Source organism: Alkalinema sp. FACHB-956 (genome assembly GCF_014697025.1).
Taxonomy (GTDB): domain Bacteria; phylum Cyanobacteriota; class Cyanobacteriia; order Leptolyngbyales; family Leptolyngbyaceae; genus Alkalinema.
This window is the reverse complement of record NZ_JACJRC010000036.1, coordinates 1-19,163: the sequence shown is the minus strand read 5'-3', so window position 1 is coordinate 19,163 and position 19,163 is coordinate 1. Positions and strand designations below refer to the sequence as shown.

The 19,163-nt window shown below is 51.3% G+C and carries 15 protein-coding genes; 6 read left to right on the top strand and 9 right to left on the bottom strand.

Annotated elements, in window-relative coordinates; translation table 11 throughout:
* Positions 1-94 precede the first annotated feature (94 nt).
* A complete protein-coding gene (locus H6G21_RS22915; RefSeq protein ID WP_190576431.1) occupies positions 95-1,975 on the top strand; it encodes a M48 family metallopeptidase in 1,881 nt (626 codons plus the stop codon).
* A gap of 102 nt (positions 1,976-2,077) precedes the next feature.
* Positions 2,078-2,509, top strand: a complete 432-nt coding sequence (locus tag H6G21_RS22910; RefSeq protein ID WP_190576429.1) for a hypothetical protein — start codon at positions 2,078-2,080, stop codon at positions 2,507-2,509.
* Between the two features lie 248 nt (positions 2,510-2,757).
* On the opposite strand, the gene H6G21_RS22905 is transcribed toward H6G21_RS22910, so the two are convergent.
* Complete coding sequence (locus H6G21_RS22905; protein WP_190576427.1) at positions 2,758-3,309, bottom strand: hypothetical protein; 552 nt, start codon at positions 3,307-3,309, stop codon at positions 2,758-2,760.
* A 202-nt stretch (positions 3,310-3,511) separates the two neighbouring features.
* On the opposite strand from H6G21_RS22905, the gene H6G21_RS22900 reads away from it, so the two are divergent.
* Positions 3,512-3,658, top strand: coding sequence for a hypothetical protein (locus H6G21_RS22900; RefSeq protein WP_190576425.1), 147 nt, complete (start codon positions 3,512-3,514; stop codon positions 3,656-3,658).
* On the opposite strand, the gene H6G21_RS22895 is transcribed toward H6G21_RS22900, so the two are convergent.
* The 3 genes from H6G21_RS22895 to H6G21_RS22885 form a co-directional block, all read right to left on the bottom strand.
* A complete protein-coding gene (locus H6G21_RS22895; protein ID WP_190576423.1) occupies positions 3,633-3,845 on the bottom strand; it encodes a hypothetical protein in 213 nt (70 codons plus the stop codon). The genes H6G21_RS22900 and H6G21_RS22895 overlap by 26 nt on opposite strands.
* 826 nt (positions 3,846-4,671) lie before the next feature.
* Entirely contained in the window at positions 4,672-6,657 is a 1,986-nt protein-coding gene (locus H6G21_RS22890) for an SUMF1/EgtB/PvdO family nonheme iron enzyme (RefSeq protein WP_190576421.1), read from the bottom strand.
* A gap of 224 nt (positions 6,658-6,881) precedes the next feature.
* Complete coding sequence (locus H6G21_RS22885; protein ID WP_190576411.1) at positions 6,882-7,253, bottom strand: hypothetical protein; 372 nt, start codon at positions 7,251-7,253, stop codon at positions 6,882-6,884.
* 193 nt (positions 7,254-7,446) lie between these two features.
* Between H6G21_RS22885 and H6G21_RS22880 the strand changes: the two genes are divergently transcribed.
* Entirely contained in the window at positions 7,447-8,391 is a 945-nt protein-coding gene (locus H6G21_RS22880) for a DNA polymerase III subunit delta' (RefSeq protein WP_190576409.1), read from the top strand.
* 220 nt (positions 8,392-8,611) lie between these two features.
* Positions 8,612-9,535 (top strand): glutaminase, encoded by a 924-nt coding sequence (locus H6G21_RS22875; protein WP_190576407.1) that lies wholly within the window; start codon positions 8,612-8,614, stop codon positions 9,533-9,535.
* 115 nt (positions 9,536-9,650) lie between these two features.
* Here the strand turns inward: H6G21_RS22875 and H6G21_RS22870 are convergent, their stop codons facing one another.
* The 4 genes from H6G21_RS22870 to H6G21_RS22855 all read right to left on the bottom strand — a co-directional run bounded on the left by H6G21_RS22870 (position 9,651) and on the right by H6G21_RS22855 (position 16,122).
* Complete coding sequence (locus H6G21_RS22870) at positions 9,651-10,304, bottom strand: DUF2301 domain-containing membrane protein (RefSeq protein ID WP_190576405.1); 654 nt, start codon at positions 10,302-10,304, stop codon at positions 9,651-9,653.
* A 151-nt stretch (positions 10,305-10,455) separates the two neighbouring features.
* Positions 10,456-11,001 (bottom strand): helix-turn-helix transcriptional regulator, encoded by a 546-nt coding sequence (locus tag H6G21_RS22865; protein WP_190576403.1) that lies wholly within the window; start codon positions 10,999-11,001, stop codon positions 10,456-10,458.
* Positions 11,002-11,790: 789 nt separating this feature from the next.
* Positions 11,791-12,189, bottom strand: a complete 399-nt coding sequence (locus H6G21_RS22860; RefSeq protein ID WP_190576401.1) for a response regulator — start codon at positions 12,187-12,189, stop codon at positions 11,791-11,793.
* A gap of 240 nt (positions 12,190-12,429) precedes the next feature.
* Complete coding sequence (locus tag H6G21_RS22855) at positions 12,430-16,122, bottom strand: PAS domain S-box protein (RefSeq protein WP_190576400.1); 3,693 nt, start codon at positions 16,120-16,122, stop codon at positions 12,430-12,432.
* A gap of 610 nt (positions 16,123-16,732) precedes the next feature.
* On the opposite strand from H6G21_RS22855, the gene H6G21_RS22850 reads away from it, so the two are divergent.
* Positions 16,733-17,143, top strand: a complete 411-nt coding sequence (locus H6G21_RS22850) for a response regulator (RefSeq protein ID WP_190576398.1) — start codon at positions 16,733-16,735, stop codon at positions 17,141-17,143.
* Positions 17,144-17,224: 81 nt separating this feature from the next.
* Here H6G21_RS22850 and H6G21_RS22845 read toward each other — a convergent pair whose 3' ends face one another.
* A complete protein-coding gene (locus H6G21_RS22845) occupies positions 17,225-19,033 on the bottom strand; it encodes a response regulator (RefSeq protein ID WP_277875324.1) in 1,809 nt (602 codons plus the stop codon).
* Positions 19,034-19,163: the final 130 nt, after the last annotated feature.

The following is a 19,163-nucleotide window of genomic DNA, read 5'->3' as shown; positions in this document are numbered from 1 at the left end:
TAGTGATATTGCGATCCCTTTCATAATTTATCTCGTTTCTCCCAAATCCTTTCTAAAAATTGCTAAATTGGCAGTCTAGGAACTTGCTTCTAGGATGTCGATCGAGGAGAGGGCAACAGCCATGATGCAACGGGGTAAGCAGAACGGGCCACAGAGGTTTGGGCAATTGCGACGACTGCCCTTGCAACGACTGCAACGAATCCTTCAGCGGCAGGTGTTACCGTTTGTCCTAGGAGTACTGCTAGCGCTGTCACCGGGGTTACGCACGATCGCGGCTCAGACGGTAATCGCCTCCCCCAGTCCTAGCACCAGTCCCAGTCCTAGCCCCACTGCGACACCCACCGCGACACCGACTGCGACACCTACAGTAACGCCCACAGTGACACCCACAGTAACGCCCACAACTTCTCCTACGATCCCACTCCCCAACCTTCCCACCCCCCAACCCACGGCCTCTCCCAAAGCGGATACCATCACCCCCGATCCCGTCTCCCAACCCCAACCCAACCCCGACGCAAAACCGAAGCTGGAACTCCCGAAAGATCCCCTCAACCCAGAGCCAACGCCCGAGGAAAAGCAAGCGGAAACGGAACGGTATCAGAAACTGCTGGAGGCCGATCTACGCTACCAATCGGGGGACATTGAAGCAGCGGTGGCGATGTACAAGGCGGTGAAGCCAGCCTTTGAGAATGTGCCGGAACGCCCAGCCCAGCCGCCCTTGATGACGAATCCTGAGGAATTGCCGCCAGCGGGGAAGGTCTATTGGCGGGAGGCGAACCAGGGGTGGGATGCGGGGCTGGAAAGCCGTTCGATCGTGGCGATCGATTTGCTGGTGAAAAATTACCCGCAGTTTTTGCCGGGGCAACTGTTGGCGCTGAAAATCTATGACAAATATGGCAAGTCTGACCAGGCGTTGAAAGCCTTGGATGCGATGGCTGCGGACTATCCCAGAGAACCGGAGGTGATTAAGGCGCGGGTGGCGGCATTGGCGAAGGCGGAACGCTGGATTGATGCCTCGATCGCGGCGCGGCAGTTTGCCTTGATGAATCCAGATCATGGTGAAGTCAATGCATTTGTGCAATTGGCGGATGAAAATTTGGAACGCTACCGCAAAGCTTTACGCAAAAAGGTGACTGGCAATGTGATTGGCAATATCATCACGGGCGCGATCGGGTATGCGGTTACGGGTGGATTGCTGGGGCCCTTTACGGCGGCGCAAAGTGCGATTTCGCTACTGCGGGGGGAATCGGGTTTGGGTAAAAGCATTGCCAAATCGGTGAAGCGACAAGTCCCGATGGTGGAAGATGCGGAGGTGCTGGCCTATGTCAATGAACTGGGGCAGAAGATGGCGGCGATCGCGGGACGTAAGGATTTTGAGTATGAGTTCAATGTGATTTTGGATGACAAGCTGAATGCGTTTGCCTTACCGGGGGGCAAGATTTTTATTAATGCGGGGGCGATCGTGAAGAGTCGATCGACGGCGGAGTTGGCGGGGTTGCTGGGCCATGAGATTTCCCACGCGGCACTGACCCATGGCTTTCAACTGATGTCGCAGGGGAATTTGATTGCGAGTGTGGTGGGGTATGTGCCCTATGTGGGGGGGATTGCCAGTGATTTGATTGTGTTTAATTACAGTCGCGATATGGAACGGCAGGCGGATGATGTGGGAACGCGATTGCTGGCGGCATCGGGTTACGCAGCGGATGGGTTACGCAATTTGATGGTGACGATGCAACAGGAGGAGAAACGCAAGGGCGATCAGCGGCCTCCGGAGTGGGCTTCGACGCACCCAGGTTCGGGGGAACGGGTGAAGAATTTGGAGACGATTATTACCCAGTCGGGCTATAACCGTTATGCCTTTGAGGGCGTAGAGCGTCACGAGACCCTACGCCAGAAGGTATTGCAGTTGATTAAGGAAGAGCAGGAACGGCAGAAGAAATCGGGGAACTCCGATCGAATGCTGCCACAGCGTTAATCAATTCTGTGATGAATCCTGTTAATCAATTGACGTGAATTGCTCAACTGAACGCTAGAAATTTTGGTAAAGTTGTTCTATACAGTAAACTCAGGAGGCAGGATGACCGATCGACTAGACCGGATTGAGAGCGAGTTAGAGGCTGTGACCACGATCGTGGGGTCAGCGGCTCGTTATGCGGAATCAGCCCATGAAAGCTTCGATCGGCTAAACAGCCGTCTGGATGAATATATTTACCAGTCCCAGCGACTGATCAACGGCCATGAGGAGCGATTGATTGCCCTCACGGGTCAAACCGAACGCCTGGAAGCAGTCTTTGCCATGCAGCAACGGCAGATGGAGCGATTGGAGCAAAATATCGATCGCTTAGACCAAACTCAGCTATTGCTGCAACAGCTTGTGACGAATCAACAGGAACAGTTGAACCGCCAACAGCAGCAACTAGAACGGATGGATGAAACCCAGAGATCGACCAATGCAGCGTTGGAGCAGCTGGGAAGTATCCTGAATCAACTGATTAAGGGCGATCGGTAAACTTGACACAAAATTGATTCATTAATGCTACAGATTCGATCCCTAGCCCCCCTTAGAAAAGGGGGAATTCAGGCAAATTGTTTCAAAGTCCCCTGTTTCTTGACGTAGCCTCTCCGAAGGAGATAGGGATTCAGGGGGATCGAATGCTTTTGCCCCGATAGCATCTTCCTATAACTTGATATGTTGGCTTGGGTGAGTGATGAGTCTAGACTTGGATTGATTGCTTTAAATTGACTACTTTGGATTAATTACTTCAGATATTCCTGAATGCGACTGATGAGTTGATAGGTTTCTGCTTCGTCAAGGCCATTACAACATCTGTAGGTTCTGGCTCCATAATCAAAGGCTAGCGTTCCGCCTCCGATTCCCCAAAAATGCAGTGCGAATGATAAATCAAAGGGATTAAATGGCTCTGAAGATATTCTCAGATTAGTTATATAGGGTGTTTCATATTCTTGTACTCTACCGTGACCGAATAGGTCTTTTTTCACAATCCAGCGTAGGTTGTTGATTGTGATAATTTCTTTGCCAGCCGTATTCCATACCCAAAGGTAGATCGCGAATCCTCCACCGATTGTCCAGCCGGTGAGCCAGATGGTGGAAAACATGACGGAATCTACGCCTAGGGGTGATTGGATCAGGCTGGTGGCAACTACGAATTCTCCGATCGCCCAACCTATTAGCCACATAGAAAGAAATAACAGCCGAAATAGATTTTTCTGAGGCGGAATCACGATTTGTAGGCCATTTGTCGTGAGGGAAGTCAGTGCCCGTGCGTTACGGGGTTTAATGATCGCCATATTGTCTCCTGCCAACAGCGCATGATGGATTTGGCAGCACCCTGTTAGCTTGCTACTCCGCGAGGGGATCTGGGGAGGTTGATTTTAGTATAGTGAGCCCTGAAAAATACTGATCGGGGTCGGTACAAATGTTAAAGAGAAAATGCGCGGTGGCGATTAATCCTGCATTGTTAGGCTGCGACGACTTGCAATCGTAAACCCAATGCTTTTAGAACATCGCGCCTCATCACGAGTGTATCGTGTGCAGCCTGACCGATCGCGGGGTTCCGCAGGGGTTTTGGGCAAAACGGGAGCAAGCCTGCGGCACCCCGATCGCTGGGCGTTTACCAACGGCGGTACAGGACGCTGACCCATTCGACTTCGTTGCCGGGAACGGGCATGGGTTGACCCCAGTAAACCCTATCCATGAAGCCGGTTGCGTGCATTCGATCGATGGTGGATTGGACGGTTTCGCGGGTGCCGAAGAGTTGTAGGCGGATGTATGGACGGTTGTGTTCGATCGAACGATCGTCGCGATCGCGAGTATCTTTAGCCATGATTGAGCTTCTCCTGGGGTGGGTTGGAAAAAGCCCAAAAACTTAGAACCACCCCGGTTTGACATCACAAACAAGGGTGGCTCGATCGAATGTTAAAATTCTTAACAAGCCTCCTTGCTGGGCTAATCAGCTTGGGGGATAGCTACTCAGGGTTGGTGCGAACAATCCTGGGTAGTGCTCTAAATTTTCGGGTTGGACATAGCGCTTCCAGGGTTCGTGCCGCATCGTCAAGTGAGAGCGGGCAAGGTTCCATGGCGTTGCTATGAAAGACAAGCCTACGGATAAACCTTGGGTCTGTCAATAGGGTTTTGAAAATTTGATCGTGTATCATTTGATACTCGTATTTGAAGTTTTCATGCGCGATCGTTGGTTTGACTACGTTTATGGAGGAGATCCCCCCTGGCCCCCCTTCAAAAGGGGGGGACATGAGAGAATGCATTCAAAGTCCCCCTTTTTAAGGGGGATTTAGGGGGATCGAGGATTTAGAGGGATCGAATCCCCGAGATCGACGTTGGGATGAATGCTGGAATAGATGTGTGACTAACGTTAAAGATAATGCTGTGAGAGTTGATTCGACTACGCTATGGAGGAGATCCCCCCTAGCCCCCTTAAAAAAGGGGGAACCGGAAAAATGCTTCAAAGTCCCCCTTTTTAAGGGGGATTTAGGGGGATCGGGAGGATTTACGGGAATCGAACTCTTCAATTAACGTTGCGATGAATGCTGGAATAAATACGCAAATACACACCTAGCCCCGCGCTACGCGCGAAAGAAAAGAGTACAAAAGAAAGAGTAGAGGAAAAAGAATAAAAGAGTAAAGGGTAATTTTTAGAGTCCTGGAAAGCCAACTAAAACAACCCGAAACCCAACGTAGTTGCTGAAGTCGCCGGCGGGGTCCCAGCGGCGATACGAGGAACGGCAGTAGATCGGAAGGCTGAACCAAGACCCCCCGCGCAGGATTCGATATGCATTTTCTTCGGCGTTTCGATCGAGCCAAGCTGATCCATCCTGAGGTGCTCCTTTGTAGTTGTCATGCCAATGATCCAAGCACCATTCCCACACATTGCCGTGTAAATCACACAGTCCCCACCCATTAGCTGGAAAAGTGCCCACGGGCGTGGTTTGTTCCCGATACTGACCTTTTTGCCCTTTGCCATAGGTATGGTTGCCGTCATAATTGGCGAGATCTGTGGAAATTGTTTCTCCAAAGTAAAACGGCGTTGTGGTTCCCGCGCGGCAGGCGTATTCCCATTCGGCTTCCGTCGGCAAGCGATAGGTTCTCTGGGTTGCTTGGGACAACCGATCGCAAGCTTCGATCGCCGACCACCAAGAGACCTTTTCCACCGGGCGATCGTGCCCTTTAAAGTCAGCCGGATCAAGGTCGAGATCCCGATTCACCTTGGGCAGTTGCGCGATCGCCTTCCACTGGGCTTGGGTAATCGGATATTTCCCCATCAAAAACGCTGGCACCTTCACCCCATGAATCGGCTTTTCACTGTCATACTCATCGGAACCCATCTGAAAAGAACCACCAGGCACCTGCACCAGTTCCAGTGTCGTCCCATCCGCCAGCGTTTCAATGAACTGCTGCCCTGAACCTTGGGATTGATTAATTTTAATTTTCCCGTTCTTCTCAACAATTAATTTAGCAGTGGTAAACGTAAACGGAATCAACAAACTAGACGATTCTACTTTTACTTCCTGCTGTGCTTCCCTTACCACCTCTATTACGATTTCTGGATTTGTTGGCATTTCCGGCAACACTCGCCCCTGCACCGCCACCACATCCGCCTCACTCAGATTCAGAATTTTCTGCAAATCCCGCAACTCCTGCCAAGCCCGTTCACCCAACGGAAACTGCAACGCCACCTCTTCCCGCAGACAGTCCTCATACTCCTGCACCTTCTGACGATGCTCCACATAGGGCTGCAACACCTCCGCCTCAACCTCCCTAGCCGCTGCATCCTCCAGCCCCAACGCCTGCTGCTTCAGCCTCAAAATCCATCGCCCCGCCGGACGAATCTCCCCATCCTGGCTATAGCGCTCCACCTCCTTGCGATACTGACGCTGAGGATCAACCACCCCCGCCTTCGCCAACCGAATCTTCTCCCCATCCTGCACCAAATAGCGCTGCGGACTCATATTCGGAGCCGCCTTCCGCAACTGATCCTTCACATACTCATGCAACTCATCCACCGACACCCAGCCATCCCCATCCCGATCGGCAGCCCCCGTCCGCAACCCCTCCACCAAATAGCGCGTATAAATCGCCAACTCCTCCCCCGATCGCTCAAAGGAATAATCGATCGCCGCCGAAGCCGTCAGCACCACCCGCCCCTTGCCACCCAACTGCAACTGAAAATCGATATCCCCCCCATCCCGCGCCATCAGCCCCGCCCCAAACGCCCCACTGTGGCAACAATCCAAAATCACCACCTGCCGCTCAGATGGGCAATCCTGCATAAACTCATGCACCAACCCCGCCGCGATCGCCGACGATCGCATTAACACTCCGTTCTGCTTCCGAGTCGTTGGCGTCGCAAAGAAAAACTTACCCATCCCATCGGTCAACCCATGCCCCGAAAAATACAGCAGCAGCAAATCCTCCGCACTGCGATCGGCAAACAGCATCTCGATCGCTGACTGCATCTCCTCCAGCCCCGGATTCACCAACACCTGCACATCATCAAACTCACCCCGCTCTCGATCGCTCAGCACCGCTTGCACAGCCTGCACATCATTCGCCGCCGCTGGCAAATTCCCCAACCCCTCCGGGTATTCACTCACCCCAATCAGCAGTGCATACTTTCCCATTACCCCACGCAATCCATTCCAACCTAGAATTTATTTTTAACTAATCACTTAACGGTTTACCGAATACCAAATTGATTGATCACCCCCCGATTCAGCAGAGAATTCAGTTAAATTCTTTCAAAGTCCCCCCTTTTCAAAGTCCCCCTTAATAAGGGGGATTTAGGGGGATCGTCATAGTTCGCAATCACCAATCAATTGGGTATAACTTATTCGTTCAGCATTCACTAGTGAATCTTAGATAACTCCTCCAGCATTGTTCTAGCCGTTGCTAACTCCGCCTGACTACTTGCCTCCAACTCAAACTCCCGACCATCCGCAAACTTCGCCTTAATCTTGATCGGCTTATTCCCCAACCGATCGCCCAAAAAGCCAAACAAATTCTTCAAACTCGCCGGACTCACCTCCGCCTGCAACAACCCCCACAACACCCGACCCGGCGATCTAATTCCCTCCGGTGGATTAGGATCCACAACTCGTTCCATTGTTACCCCCGGAATCATCCTCCCCTGCTGAAAGATCATCTGGGTCTGAGTCTCCTGCTTTTCTGGAGCTGTTTGATCCTGGAAATCAAATTCGAGATGAATCGGTAAAGTCATAATTAATTCAGCGCCAATTCAGCGATCGGAAAAGGGCACAGTCTCTAAAATTCTCCCTAGATTGTATCCTCCAAATCCCCCATCGTCTCCCCACCCTCCCACTCCTCCACCCCAAGTTAAAATAAACCCATCCGATCGCAGGGCATCGATCCCGATGCGCTAATCTAGTGAAGTCTTCCTCGTTCCCTCTGGCATGTCCACCGTCTTCGCCCCCCTCATCGGCCAACCCGCCGCGATCGAACTCCTGACCCAAGCCGTCAGCCGCGATCGCATCGCCCCCGCCTACCTCTTCACCGGAGCCAACGGCATCGGCAAACGCCTCACCGCCCAATGCTTCCTCCAACTCCTTCTCTCCCCTAATCACTCCCCCACCCCCGCCCTCACCCGCCGCATCCAACAACGCAACCACCCCGACCTCCTCTGGGTCGAACCCACCTACCTCCACCAGGGCAAACGCCTCACCGCCCAAGAAGCCGAAGCCGCCGGAGCCAAACGCAAAACCCCCCCCATCATTCGCCTAGAACAAATCCGCGAAATCAGCCAATTTCTCAGCCGCCCCCCCCTAGAAGCCCCGCGATCGGTCATCGTCCTAGAGGCAGCCCACACCATGCCCGAAGCCGCCGCCAACGGCCTCCTCAAAACCCTCGAAGAACCCGGCCAAGCCACCCTCATCCTCCTCGCCCCCAGCCCCGAAGCCCTCCTCCCCACCATTGTCTCCCGCTGCCAAACCATCCCCTTCTATCGCCTCTCCCCCGACCAAGTCGCCGACGTACTCCGCCACACCGATCGCGCCGACATCCTCAACCAACCCGAAATCCTCGACCTTGCCCAGGGCAGCCCCGGCGACGCGATCGCCCAATGGGAAAAACTGCAAACCATCCCCCCCGACCTTCTCACCCTCCTCACCCAACGCCCCACCAGCCTGCGCGACGCCCTCACGATCGCCAAACAAATCGCCAAAACCCTCGACACCGAAGCCCAACTCTGGCTCCTCGACTACCTCCAGCAAACCTACTGGCGCAGCACCACCAACCTCAGCCTCCTGCAACCCTTAGAACAAGCCAAAAAACACCTCGCCGCCTACGTGCAACCACAACTCGTGTGGGAAGTGGCCTTGATGAAATTGATGCAAGCCTGAACCGTTTCATTGAATGCTCTGATCAGAAGGCTTCGTAGCGTTGCGCCCGTTCCAGAGACACAATCCGTGTAGACTTGAGACTGTTCAGCGTCCTTCTAAAACGATTTATTAACGATTAATCCCGAAGCTGCTGCTGCCCTGGCAGCGGTCGCCATTTACATACCGTCAAAACATATCACGTCAACATATACACATTTAGAACTTAAGGTAGGGCAGGAGTGTGGTCAGTCGCTTCCAGCAATTAAATCAAGCCGACCTCGATCGCTGGATCGAGGATGCGCAGACACAGGTATCCCTCGGTCAACTGCCCGACTACATTCCCCTCCTCGCCAAGGCCGATATCCATGGCCTCGCCCTGCAAATCCAAACCCCAGAAGGCTGCTGGTTGCGATCGGGCCAAATTGCCCAACCCTTTGTCCTGATGAGCGTAATTAAGCCCTTTCTGCTCTTGATGTTATTGGAAACCCTCGGCAGTCAGCGCCTATTCACCAAAGTCGGCAAAAGCCCCTCCGATCAACCCTTCCATTCCCTCTCCCAACTGGCCGCCGATCGGGGCTTTCCCCGTAATCCCATGATTAACAGCGGTGCCATTACCCTCGCCAGCCTCTTGCCCGGTCGCACCGGCCTAGAACGCTGCACAATGCTACAACAATGGCTCAATCAACGGGCCAACTGCCAACTGCGCCTAGACAACGCCATGCTCGCATCCGTGCGATCGCTGGCCAACGAGTCCAACCGCGCGATCTCCAATCTGCTATACCAGGCGGGATACGTAGAAAACATCGACCTCGCGATCGAAACCTATAACCATATTTGTTGCCTCGCCGGAACGATCGATGACCTCGCGAAACTCGCACTCCTGCTAGCCGTTCCCCATTCCCAACTGCAATCGCAATACCAACAAATCGTCAATGCACTCATGTTAACCTGCGGATTGTACGAAGTGTCCGGCGAGTATGCCGTTCGCATTGGCCTTCCCATGAAATCCGGTGTGAGTGGTGCCTTAATCGCCATTATTCCCAAAGAAGGGGCGATCGCTATTTACAGCCCCGCGATCGATGTCATTGGCAATTCCGTTGCAGGACTCTTCCTCATGGGTAAACTCTCCCAATCCCTCAAGCTAAGCGTCCTAGCCATTGATTAAAACGGGAGCCAAACTCAAAGTCCCTCGCCCGTTCTGGGAGAGGGATTTAGGGTGAGGGCAAAATGCAACAGCCCCACGAGTCATCTAGCACTGCTGTGATTTTTACGCTGCTGTACTATTGCGCCTCAGCCTTCTGCCGATGCAAATACTCAAATACACTCTTATCCCCAATATCATCCGGGATCGCTTGCACCGCCTTCCGCCCCGCAAAAATCAAAAACAACCCCGACCACGCGATCGCCAATCCCTGCGCCACCCCGATCGGCAACAATCCCAACAGATGCCCCAGCAGCAACGTAGGAACAATCACAGTCAAAAACTTCGTTTCCAAACGGTTAAAACAAAACGCCTCTTTAAAATAGATGCCCGTCAACGCCGCAAACGTAAACCCAATCCCCAAAATCGTCCAGGGCTGCTGCACCACCGTTTCAGAAAAGGGAGCTGGATCGCCAAGGGCAACCCCGATCGCCGCAATGCACCCCACTAGCCAAAATGCCTGCAATGCCCGGTGCAAAATTTCTAGATAAATATGAATGGTGAATAAACTCACCCCCAACGCCACACTGAAGATCCCATACAGCCCCGCCATCAGCCAAGCCTGCACCGCAGACGGGGGCATTGCTAGCGCCACTGTGGTGGTCAACGCAACACAAACCGCAGACACCATCAACGCCGATCGATAGATCAAGACGCCTTGGCGATCGCGGTCATCGATCGTGAATGGCCCAAATTGCCCCTGGTAAACAATCGGTTCGGAGGAGGAGATCATGGTAAAACTGGCTGAGGTGAACTCGGTAGGTGTACGAAAGAATCACGTTAGACTCGCACTTCGATCGTACAAGACCCCCGTCCTTCTGTGGCAAAATTCAGCATCCCATCCCGATCCTCACCTTCCCCGCCTATCTCACGGACTGATCCCCTCACTTCGCCAGCATTAACGGCGACATCTCTGGAAGTCGCAATAAATTGTCTGGCTTTTGCTTTACAAATTCCCGCCGCTTCAGATAGACATTCTTGGCATGGGTCTTCACGGTATTCAGGCTAATTTTGAGCTGATCTGCAATTTCCTGGTAGGTGCACTGCGATCGCAGCAGCATCCACACCTGCGCTTCCCGCTTCGTCAGACCGTAGGCTTTTTGATCCCGATGTAACTCCACTTCGCAGCAGTCTTCCACCACCACAAGCAACAGCGCTTCCTGATTGGGTGCGCCCTTCATCAAACTAATATGTAATCTCACCCATTGGATCAAACTTGGCTGATATTCAACCACCAACGGCACCTGCGGAGTTCCCAAATTCAGAAATTCCTGACAAGCCACCAGCACATCCTGAGGCAAGCGATCGGGCGCAGACTTAAACAAAGTCTCACACAGATGATCGGCCTGTTCATTGAGATAAAGCGGTTGTAAATCTTGGGAAACAACAAAAATGCCAAGGTGCAATGAATTGAGAACTTCGAATTGCATTAAAAATGGTTCGGCTTGTGCCAGACAAGGGATTAAACCGTAATTCATCACTACCTCAATCCGTATCCGTACATCACAACACTAGGTTGCAAGATCCTTTGACATAAGCAACTACACTCAAATCCTGATTGACGATCGAGGCCCCCCCTCAATCCATAAGCCAGTGTGTTCTGCTGGGCGCGTTACCAGGAAAAACGTCCTCCGGTGCCGATGGATTACCGGTTAAGGATGAATATCCTCTCAAATTAAGGATGAATATCCTCTCAAATTCGGCCATCAGTGGATCCTCAATGCTAAACTCACCACTCACCGAGCTTCCTCCACAGAACCGGAATCGACTTCCGCGTAACTTCAGGGAACACCATGGGAAAGGAGGCAAGGATCGTCAGACAGAAAGTGTTAGGCAGGAATTGCTGAACAGACTGTCTTCAGGAATGTCTTCGGGGTAGTTGTTTAGCGTAAAAAGTTGAGTTGACTGGGTGCTGATTGTGGGTTGACTTGGGTGTAGACGCGTTACTTTGCAAGGTTAGATCAAGAAAGTCAGGAAATTGTAAGGATGTCACGATCGAAGAATAATTTTGCGATCGTGACTCATTGCGTTAATAACTGATCCCAGCCCTGGCTGTTGAGTTTTCTCTATGGAATCAAGCTGAGATCAAGCTAGGTAACCCATTTCCCCTCTTCCCCTCCCGATCTGCTTGGGATTTCAGGTGCACACTGTTCGGTAAGACCGTTTGCTAAGACCGTTCGGTAAGACCGTTTGCTAAGACCGATCTTTCAATAAATTTACTACCAATGTAGAAATTTTGCAACCTGTTGGGATAACTGTAAAGGGTCAAAGGGTTTAGCAATAATACCAGACACACCTAACTGTGTTTGCTCTTCCCTGCTGATCGGCATGATTTTTGCAGTGAGCAGGATCACAGGAATCCGAGAAGTTTGGGGCTGCGATCGTAATTGTTGCAGTACTTCCAGTCCATCCATATCGGGCATCATCACATCCAGCAAGATGGCATCGGGATGCACCTGTTGCGCTTGGGATACCCCATCCCGCCCCGAAGCCGCAGTCAGAACACTCCAGCCCCCCAATCGCTCCAATGTAATTTGAATCACCAATCTAAGACTTGCTTCGTCTTCAACAACGAGAATCGTTTTGGGGAGATTAGCCGAGGGGGATGGGGAAGACATGATAAAGACATTCCTATTGGCATTCCGCGTTGTAAAGGGGATCGATCGGAAGTAGCCATTCCATTATCCTAATCACTTCCGAGCAAAGATTGCATCACTGAATGACATTTCTGCACTGAATGACATTCCCACACTGAATATCATTCCTGTACTGAGTATCATTTCTGCACTACATTGCGAAGGGCTGCCATCGGGCTTTACGATCGCTAGGGGGAATGGGTCGCTCAAGGTAATGGGTTCTTAGGGGGAATGGGTCGCTAGAGGCAATGTAAAGTAAAACGTGCTGCCTTGCCCAGGCGTACTGCTGGCCCAAATTTTTCCGGTATGTTGCTGAACAATTTTTTGACAAATGGCTAACCCCAACCCCGTTCCTCCTGCATTGCGGGAATCGGAAGAATCTACCTGCTGAAATCGCCCAAAAATCATGTCTAATTTATCAGCAGGAATGCCTCGCCCCTGATCTTGAATCGAAAATAATCCATAGACGGGAGGCGGATCGGCTGGCTGGAATTCCTGGTTTTGCGATGGCCTGTTTTGTGGTGGCCTGTTTTGCGATGACTTGCTGTTCGATTGTCTATTCTGAGAGAGTTGCGATTGTCTACTTGATCGATCGAGCAGATGGGCGTTGCAAGCGTGGGACGCTGTGGTGACGCGAATGGTGATGGTGGTTTGGGACGGAGAAAACTTGACGGCATTGCCTAAAAGATTCACCAGTACTTGAACAATTCGGTCTGGATCGGCCTGAACTTGCAACTCCGCCGGTTGCCAGTGGAAGGCGATCGCGGCTTCTTCTGCCAGGGGATAGACGGTTTCGATCGCCTGTTGAACCAGCGCTGTCACGGCACAGGGTTGGAGCTGCAAAACTGCCGTTCGAGCATCGAGCCGTTCCAGATCCAGCATGTCGTTCACTAAACGAGTCAGTCGATCGTTTTGGTTAATCGCGACTTGAATCAACTCCCGAGCCATCTTAGGGTCATCATCTAAAACGCCGGAGGCCACCAACCCCAAGGAGCCCCGCATGGAGGTTAAGGGGGTTCTGAGTTCATGGCTGGCAATGGCAATAAATTCATCTTTCATTTGATCGATCGCCCGTCGCTCGGTAATGTCGAGGATTTGTTTCACAAAGTAGAGGGGATGCCCTTGGCTATCCCGCACCAGGGAAAGGCTACAAATCACCCACAGGTCATAGCCTTGTTTGTGGCGATAGCGGTGTTCCGATTGGTGACTAGTGATTTCGTCGGAAATTAACTGGTGCAGAATTAGGGAATAGGAATGGAAATCATCGGGATGCAAAACATCCTGACAATCAAATTGTTGCAGCTCATGCTCACTGTAACCCAGTAAGTGGCATAGGGCAGGATTGACCTTGAGCCAACGACCTTCTAAGGCCACAAGGGCAACGCCAGTTACTGCATGGTCAAAGGCATGACGGAATCGTTCTTCACTTTCTTGCAGGGCTTGTGTCCGTTCCTGAACTCGTTGTTCTAGGGCTTCATTGAGTTGTTGCAAAGTTGTGGCTGCCTGTTTGCGATCGGTGACATCGCGGCGTACCGAAACCCAATAATTCAGGCGATCGTCAGATCCATAGATCGGAACCATGCTGAGATCGGCCCAAAATTGCGAATGATCTTTGCGATAGTTGATAAATTCTAACTGGGTTGGTTGTCCTGATTGTAGAGCCAATCTCAGTTGGGCGAGGGCTTGGCGATCTGTGCATTGCCCTTGTAAAAATCGGGGTGTTTTCTGCAAAACCTCTGCGGCGGAATAGCCCGTCATTGCGCTAAAGGCTGGATTGACATATACAATCCGGTGATGGGGAGGATAGGGATTATTATCTTGGGAATTGCCAGCTTGGGAATTCCCAGCTTGGGAATTGCTAGCGTGGGACTGCATTGACGATTCTTCTAAAGACTGAGCATTTTCTACGGATAAGCCTGGATGTAATGTAGCTGTTTCATCCACGATGGGTTCGATCGCTTCTGTATCAATCGCTTCTGTATCAATTGCCGATGTCTCAATCGCTTCTGTATCGATCGCTTCTGTATCAATCGCTTCTGTAATAATGACTGCTTCGTGAATATTCGTAACAACTGATTCCAACAGACGTAACTGTTCCTCTCGACGTTTGCGATCGGTAATATTCTGAGTCATGACCATTCCTGCAATGATCTCACCACAATCATTGGTGATAGGCAGGTGGTACGCCTGATAGGTTGCTGCACCAAACATCAGCTCTGTCGTTGTGGTTTTACCCGCTAAGGCCGATCGATAAAAGGGTTCTACCTGAGCGACAAAATCTGCAGGGAGGGCCTCCCAAATCGTTTTGCCTTCCAATTGTTCTTTGGATAAGCCTGCTTCCACCAGACCCAATCCATCGGCTAGGGTGAATCGAAGATCTCCATCAAATAAACAAACGGCTCCATTGGGAAAATGGCTGGCCAAGGTGCGATAGAGGGTTTCACTTTTTTTGAGGGAGGCTTCGGCTTCTTTGAAAGCGGTGATATCAGTGCTGATGCCAGTGACAATCCAACAGCCTGCGGCTTCATCCTGGCGCGAGGCAAAGGTAACCGTGAGCCATCGCAGTTCCCCATCTTTGCGGTATAAGCGGTACTCGATCGTGTTCGATCGCTCCGAGAAAACATCCTGAAAACCGGGGACTAAGCGGTTCGCCCAATCTTCCGGATGCACCCGCGACATCCATAGATAATTGTCGGCCATCAATTCTTCCGCCGTATAGCCAAAGACCGCTTCTGCCCCAGCAGATTGATAGTCGTATTGCAACTCAAAGTTGGGATAGACCCGCACCTGAAAAATGGAGGCGATCGCATTATCCAGAATGGCACTGAGTTGAGTTGTAGACTTCTGTAGTTGGAGTTCTAGCTGTTTGCGATCGGTAATATCTGTCAACACTCCCGTGCCAAACCAACATTGTTCTGCCTCATCCCAGCGGCCCGTAAAGTTAGCATTCATCCATTTTAAAGTGTCATCCTTCCGACGAAAGCGATAGTCCACTTGTCCAGCGTTGTCCTTGCGGAGACTCTCAAAAATGGCAGGGACGATCTCTGCCAAATCTTCGGGAAGGACGCGATTGCCCCATAGGGTCTGATCGGCAATCATTTCATCGGAGGTATAGCCAAATAAGGCTGCACATCCGGCGGAGCAATAGTCAATATGCCAAGTGTTGTTGAGAAATCCTCGAAAACTGAGAATGGCTGCGCTGGCATGGTTCAGAATGTCCTTCAAATGGATGGAGGAGGTTTTCAGTTGAAATTCCATCCGTTTACGATCGGTGATGTCTCGCATTAACCACCGCAGCGATCGTCCCGTTCCGTCTTGACTCTGGATCACTGCAACACTTAGTTCAACCCAGTGCTCGGGTTGAGGAGGGGTTGGGTTGTCAGTTGGATGTTCCCGTTGGTTCTCCACGGGGTTGCTATGGGGATTCTCCGCACGATGAATTCGCAATTCATAGCCTTGGACTTGACCCACTTGCCGTAATCTTTGAAAGACTCGATCGTAGATGGGTAAATCCGCTGGATGTACAAAGGTCGCCAGCGATCGCTCCAATAAATCTTCTGGATAGACCCGCAATAAATTAGCAGTGGCTTGGTTAGCTTCTTGAATATGGCCTAATTCATTAGTGACAAGGTAACCATCGGGGGCAAAGTTAAATAAATCCTGATAGCGTTGTCGTTCCTGTTCTACGGATTGTCGTGCTTGAATTAATTCCTGATTATATTGCCGTAATTTGTGGGCCAATCCTTCCAGCTCTTCTAGGGTAATCGCAACTTCCCCAACGGTCTCCATGACCAAGTTAGTCATTTCTCCACCCTGTTCTAGCATGTGCACCCGATGTAACAAGTTCGCAAGACGCTGATGGGCAGATTCAATGAAAGTTTCAAATGGTGCTTGTTGGAATGATCGCTGGGACATGACTGTCAGCCCTTCTGTCTGGAGTCTTTGTTCCATGATAAGCTAGGGCCCGGTTCCCCATGGGCGTCAGTTACTTCTGTAGTTCCTTCTGTGCGCCCAGTGACCAAGGGGAAGTTTGTAGAAGTGGATAACAAGGCATGAAAAAAGTGAAAAACCTTACAATTTCCTGATTTTTTAAAGCTATGCTGAGGGATGAAGGTAAATGAGTATGCTTCTAATGAGCTACACAGTCGGATTCCAAGCCTTTCTTCTCTAGCAGGGAAAATCTACAATCTAGTCAATCTGTTTGTTTTTTCACTGGGTTGAGACGTCCTCACATTTCTACACAAATCAGCTCTAGCAAATCAGCCCCAGCAAATTAAGTTAAGCTCCAGCAAATTAGCCTAACCAATACGGCTACAAAGTAAAGCTTTCCAGTCAAGAACTCTCCGTTTACTCCGCTCATCAGAGTTGCTGTACTCACGGAATCCTGGTGTTTCCCCAGTCAGGTGCCGGTGGATGATGTATTTTACATGGATAATGCAAGTGGATGATGTGTAGCTCTAAGTGAAGCGTTCATTATAGATTTGAGCTTGATCAAAGTAGTTTAACCAAAACGTTGAATTCGGTAATGTACGTGACTCAAAATGATTTGTGCGTGAATCAAACGGTTCTTCTGATTGATGACGACGAAAAATTTCAAGCTATTTTAGCCGAAATTTTGACTGATATTGGTTTTTTACCCATCCGCGCTGAAGATGGGATGCAGGGATTGCAACTTGCCAAGCAACATCACCCTGATCTGATTATCTGTGATATCAATATGCCAGAACTGGATGGCTATGGCGTGTTAAACGCTATCCGTAATGATCCGACTCTGGCACAGGTTCCATTTATTTTCCTGACTGCTGAAATGGATGAGGAGAATCACCAACAGACTCTACAGTTAGGCGCGACGGCCTATTTAAAAAAACCGCTCCGGCTGTTTCAGTTGCTGGAAGTGATTACAACGATCCAGCAAACCTCTTTGCAAAAGGTTTAGGGAATCTGGGGATCTCCTCTCCCATCATCCCGACAGGGTTCAAGGTGCAATTGACAACGGTGGGGGCTGCTGGGGCTACTCCTATGGGTACCGATCGCGACTGGGCGATCGGCGCAGGCGATTCAAGATGCGTGCGATGAGCTCCGGCTCCACGATCGGTTTTCTCACATAGTCATCTGCCCCCAAACTAAAGACCTGTGTAACAGTGGCCCGATCGGTGTGGGCAGACAAAAAGATAATCGGTAAGTCCACCCAATCCGGATCACTCCGCACCACCCGACAGAGATCAAAGCCACTAATTTCAGGTAGCTCGATATCTAAAATCAATAAATCAGGGTTGCAAGTATTGAGAATTTCCCAAAAATATTTTGGATTCTCTAAGGGCGTGACTTGGAGTGCCCAGGGTTCCAGCAGGGTGGCAATGGTGGCCAGCACCTGGGGATCATCATCCACTAGCAAAATTTGGGCATCGGGATCCGGGGTCGCTTCGATCGCCTGGGTCAAACTTTTCAAAAGCATGGCAGGCTCGATCGGTCGGCTGACAATCGCCCTTGCCCCCAACCGAGTCAGGTAAACCCGTTGCTGTAAGCGATCAATTGGAGATTGCAGAGAAGCATCTTGGTCTAGCAGAATCACCACGGGCACCCGTTGGCTTGTGAGCGTATTCAAGACCTGGATGGCTTCGGCTTCGGGAGCCATGGCGAAATCCAGGATGCTCACCAAGGGCAGTTGTTGCTTCAGCAGTTGATGGATGTCACTGAGGTTGGCCACTAACACCGTTTGCCAAGCACTCAGGGGAGAAAAATGCTCGATCGTGGTCAGCAATTGCCGATCCTGGGTCATGATCGCCAGAATGGTCTCTCCGGTGGGACTGGCAAGGGGGAGTTGCGGTTGGGTTCCGGCGTAGGTGTCTTGATTGAGCCTGGCAGTATAGGCGGCTAGCTGTTGTTCTAAGGTCTGAAGGGTCTCGGAAACTTGCTGAGCCAGGGTTGCATCGCAGGGACGATCGGACTGGAGGGCTGTTTCTAAGCTGCGGGCCAGTTCCGAGCCCTGGGGAAATCCTAAGGATCCGAAAGATCCAATGAGACGATGGGCTTCGGCTTGGGCCTGTTGGCGGACTTCTAGTGTCAGCGTGCCCTGGCTCCACTGCGCGATCGCCCTCTCCAATTGGGCTAGGCGGGGGGGCAGTGTCTCTTGAAACATCGCCCAGGCTTGGGCCATTTTGGCTTGAATCTCAGCTTCCACGGAGGGACGGGCAGGGGCCGGAGTTTTCTGCGATCGCCGTGCAGGCTTCGATCGCGAGGATCCCCCCTCTGCCGGAACGCTAGGCTCTGATGGCGGATCGGAGGGCGACGGAGGGGGCAAGAGGCGGTAGCCCAGTCCATAAACGGATTCAATCAGTTCGAAGCTGATGCCAGCGGCTCTGAGCTTTTGCCGGAGTCCGCCAATCTGTGTATTGACGGCTCGTTCTCCAGAGACGGTGTCCAGACCCCACACCTGATCCAAAATGGCCGATCGACTAAAAATGCGCCGGGGAAACTGCAATAACATTTCCAAAATGCCGTATTCCTTGGGGGTGAGGTGAATCGGCACGCTGTCATATAACACCGTTCGGTCATCCACATCAACTTGTAGCCGTTCCCATTGCAACAACGAGGGCTTTGAGGCTTGCTGTCGTCGTAACAAAGCCCGAATCCGGGCTAAGAGTTCAGCTTCATGGAACGGTTTACTGAGGTAATCATCGGCTCCTGCATCTAGCCCCGCCACCCGATCGTAGGGACTATTCTTGGCCGTAAGCATTAGAATCGGAGTCTGGTTGCCAGTGGTGCGGAGTTGGCGGCAGAGGGTAATGCCATCGACATCTGGCAAGCTCAAGTCTAATAAAATCAGATCGTAACTACTCAGGCTTAAAAAAATAGAGAGTTTTTACAAGAATCCAGAAAAAGCAGTTAATTTAGCATTCTATTAGGGACTAGAGATTGAATCTGTGAGTAAACCTGCGCTTCAACCCATCCAGCTC

What these genes read in the sequence shown, in the direction of transcription:
- H6G21_RS22915 (WP_190576431.1), top strand. Translation starts at nt 95, where the DNA reads ATGTCGATCGAGGAGAGGGCAACAGCCATGATGCAACGGGGTAAGCAG.
- H6G21_RS22910 (WP_190576429.1), top strand. Translation starts at nt 2,078, where the DNA reads ATGACCGATCGACTAGACCGGATTGAGAGCGAGTTAGAGGCTGTGACC.
- H6G21_RS22905 (WP_190576427.1), bottom strand. Translation starts at nt 3,309, where the DNA reads ATGGCGATCATTAAACCCCGTAACGCACGGGCACTGACTTCCCTCACG.
- H6G21_RS22900 (WP_190576425.1), top strand. Translation starts at nt 3,512, where the DNA reads ATGCTTTTAGAACATCGCGCCTCATCACGAGTGTATCGTGTGCAGCCT.
- H6G21_RS22895 (WP_190576423.1), bottom strand. Translation starts at nt 3,845, where the DNA reads ATGGCTAAAGATACTCGCGATCGCGACGATCGTTCGATCGAACACAAC.
- H6G21_RS22890 (WP_190576421.1), bottom strand. Translation starts at nt 6,657, where the DNA reads ATGGGAAAGTATGCACTGCTGATTGGGGTGAGTGAATACCCGGAGGGG.
- H6G21_RS22885 (WP_190576411.1), bottom strand. Translation starts at nt 7,253, where the DNA reads ATGACTTTACCGATTCATCTCGAATTTGATTTCCAGGATCAAACAGCT.
- H6G21_RS22880 (WP_190576409.1), top strand. Translation starts at nt 7,447, where the DNA reads ATGTCCACCGTCTTCGCCCCCCTCATCGGCCAACCCGCCGCGATCGAA.
- H6G21_RS22870 (WP_190576405.1), bottom strand. Translation starts at nt 10,304, where the DNA reads ATGATCTCCTCCTCCGAACCGATTGTTTACCAGGGGCAATTTGGGCCA.
- H6G21_RS22865 (WP_190576403.1), bottom strand. Translation starts at nt 11,001, where the DNA reads ATGCAATTCGAAGTTCTCAATTCATTGCACCTTGGCATTTTTGTTGTT.
- H6G21_RS22860 (WP_190576401.1), bottom strand. Translation starts at nt 12,189, where the DNA reads ATGTCTTCCCCATCCCCCTCGGCTAATCTCCCCAAAACGATTCTCGTT.
- H6G21_RS22855 (WP_190576400.1), bottom strand. Translation starts at nt 16,122, where the DNA reads ATGTCCCAGCGATCATTCCAACAAGCACCATTTGAAACTTTCATTGAA.
- H6G21_RS22850 (WP_190576398.1), top strand. Translation starts at nt 16,733, where the DNA reads ATGTACGTGACTCAAAATGATTTGTGCGTGAATCAAACGGTTCTTCTG.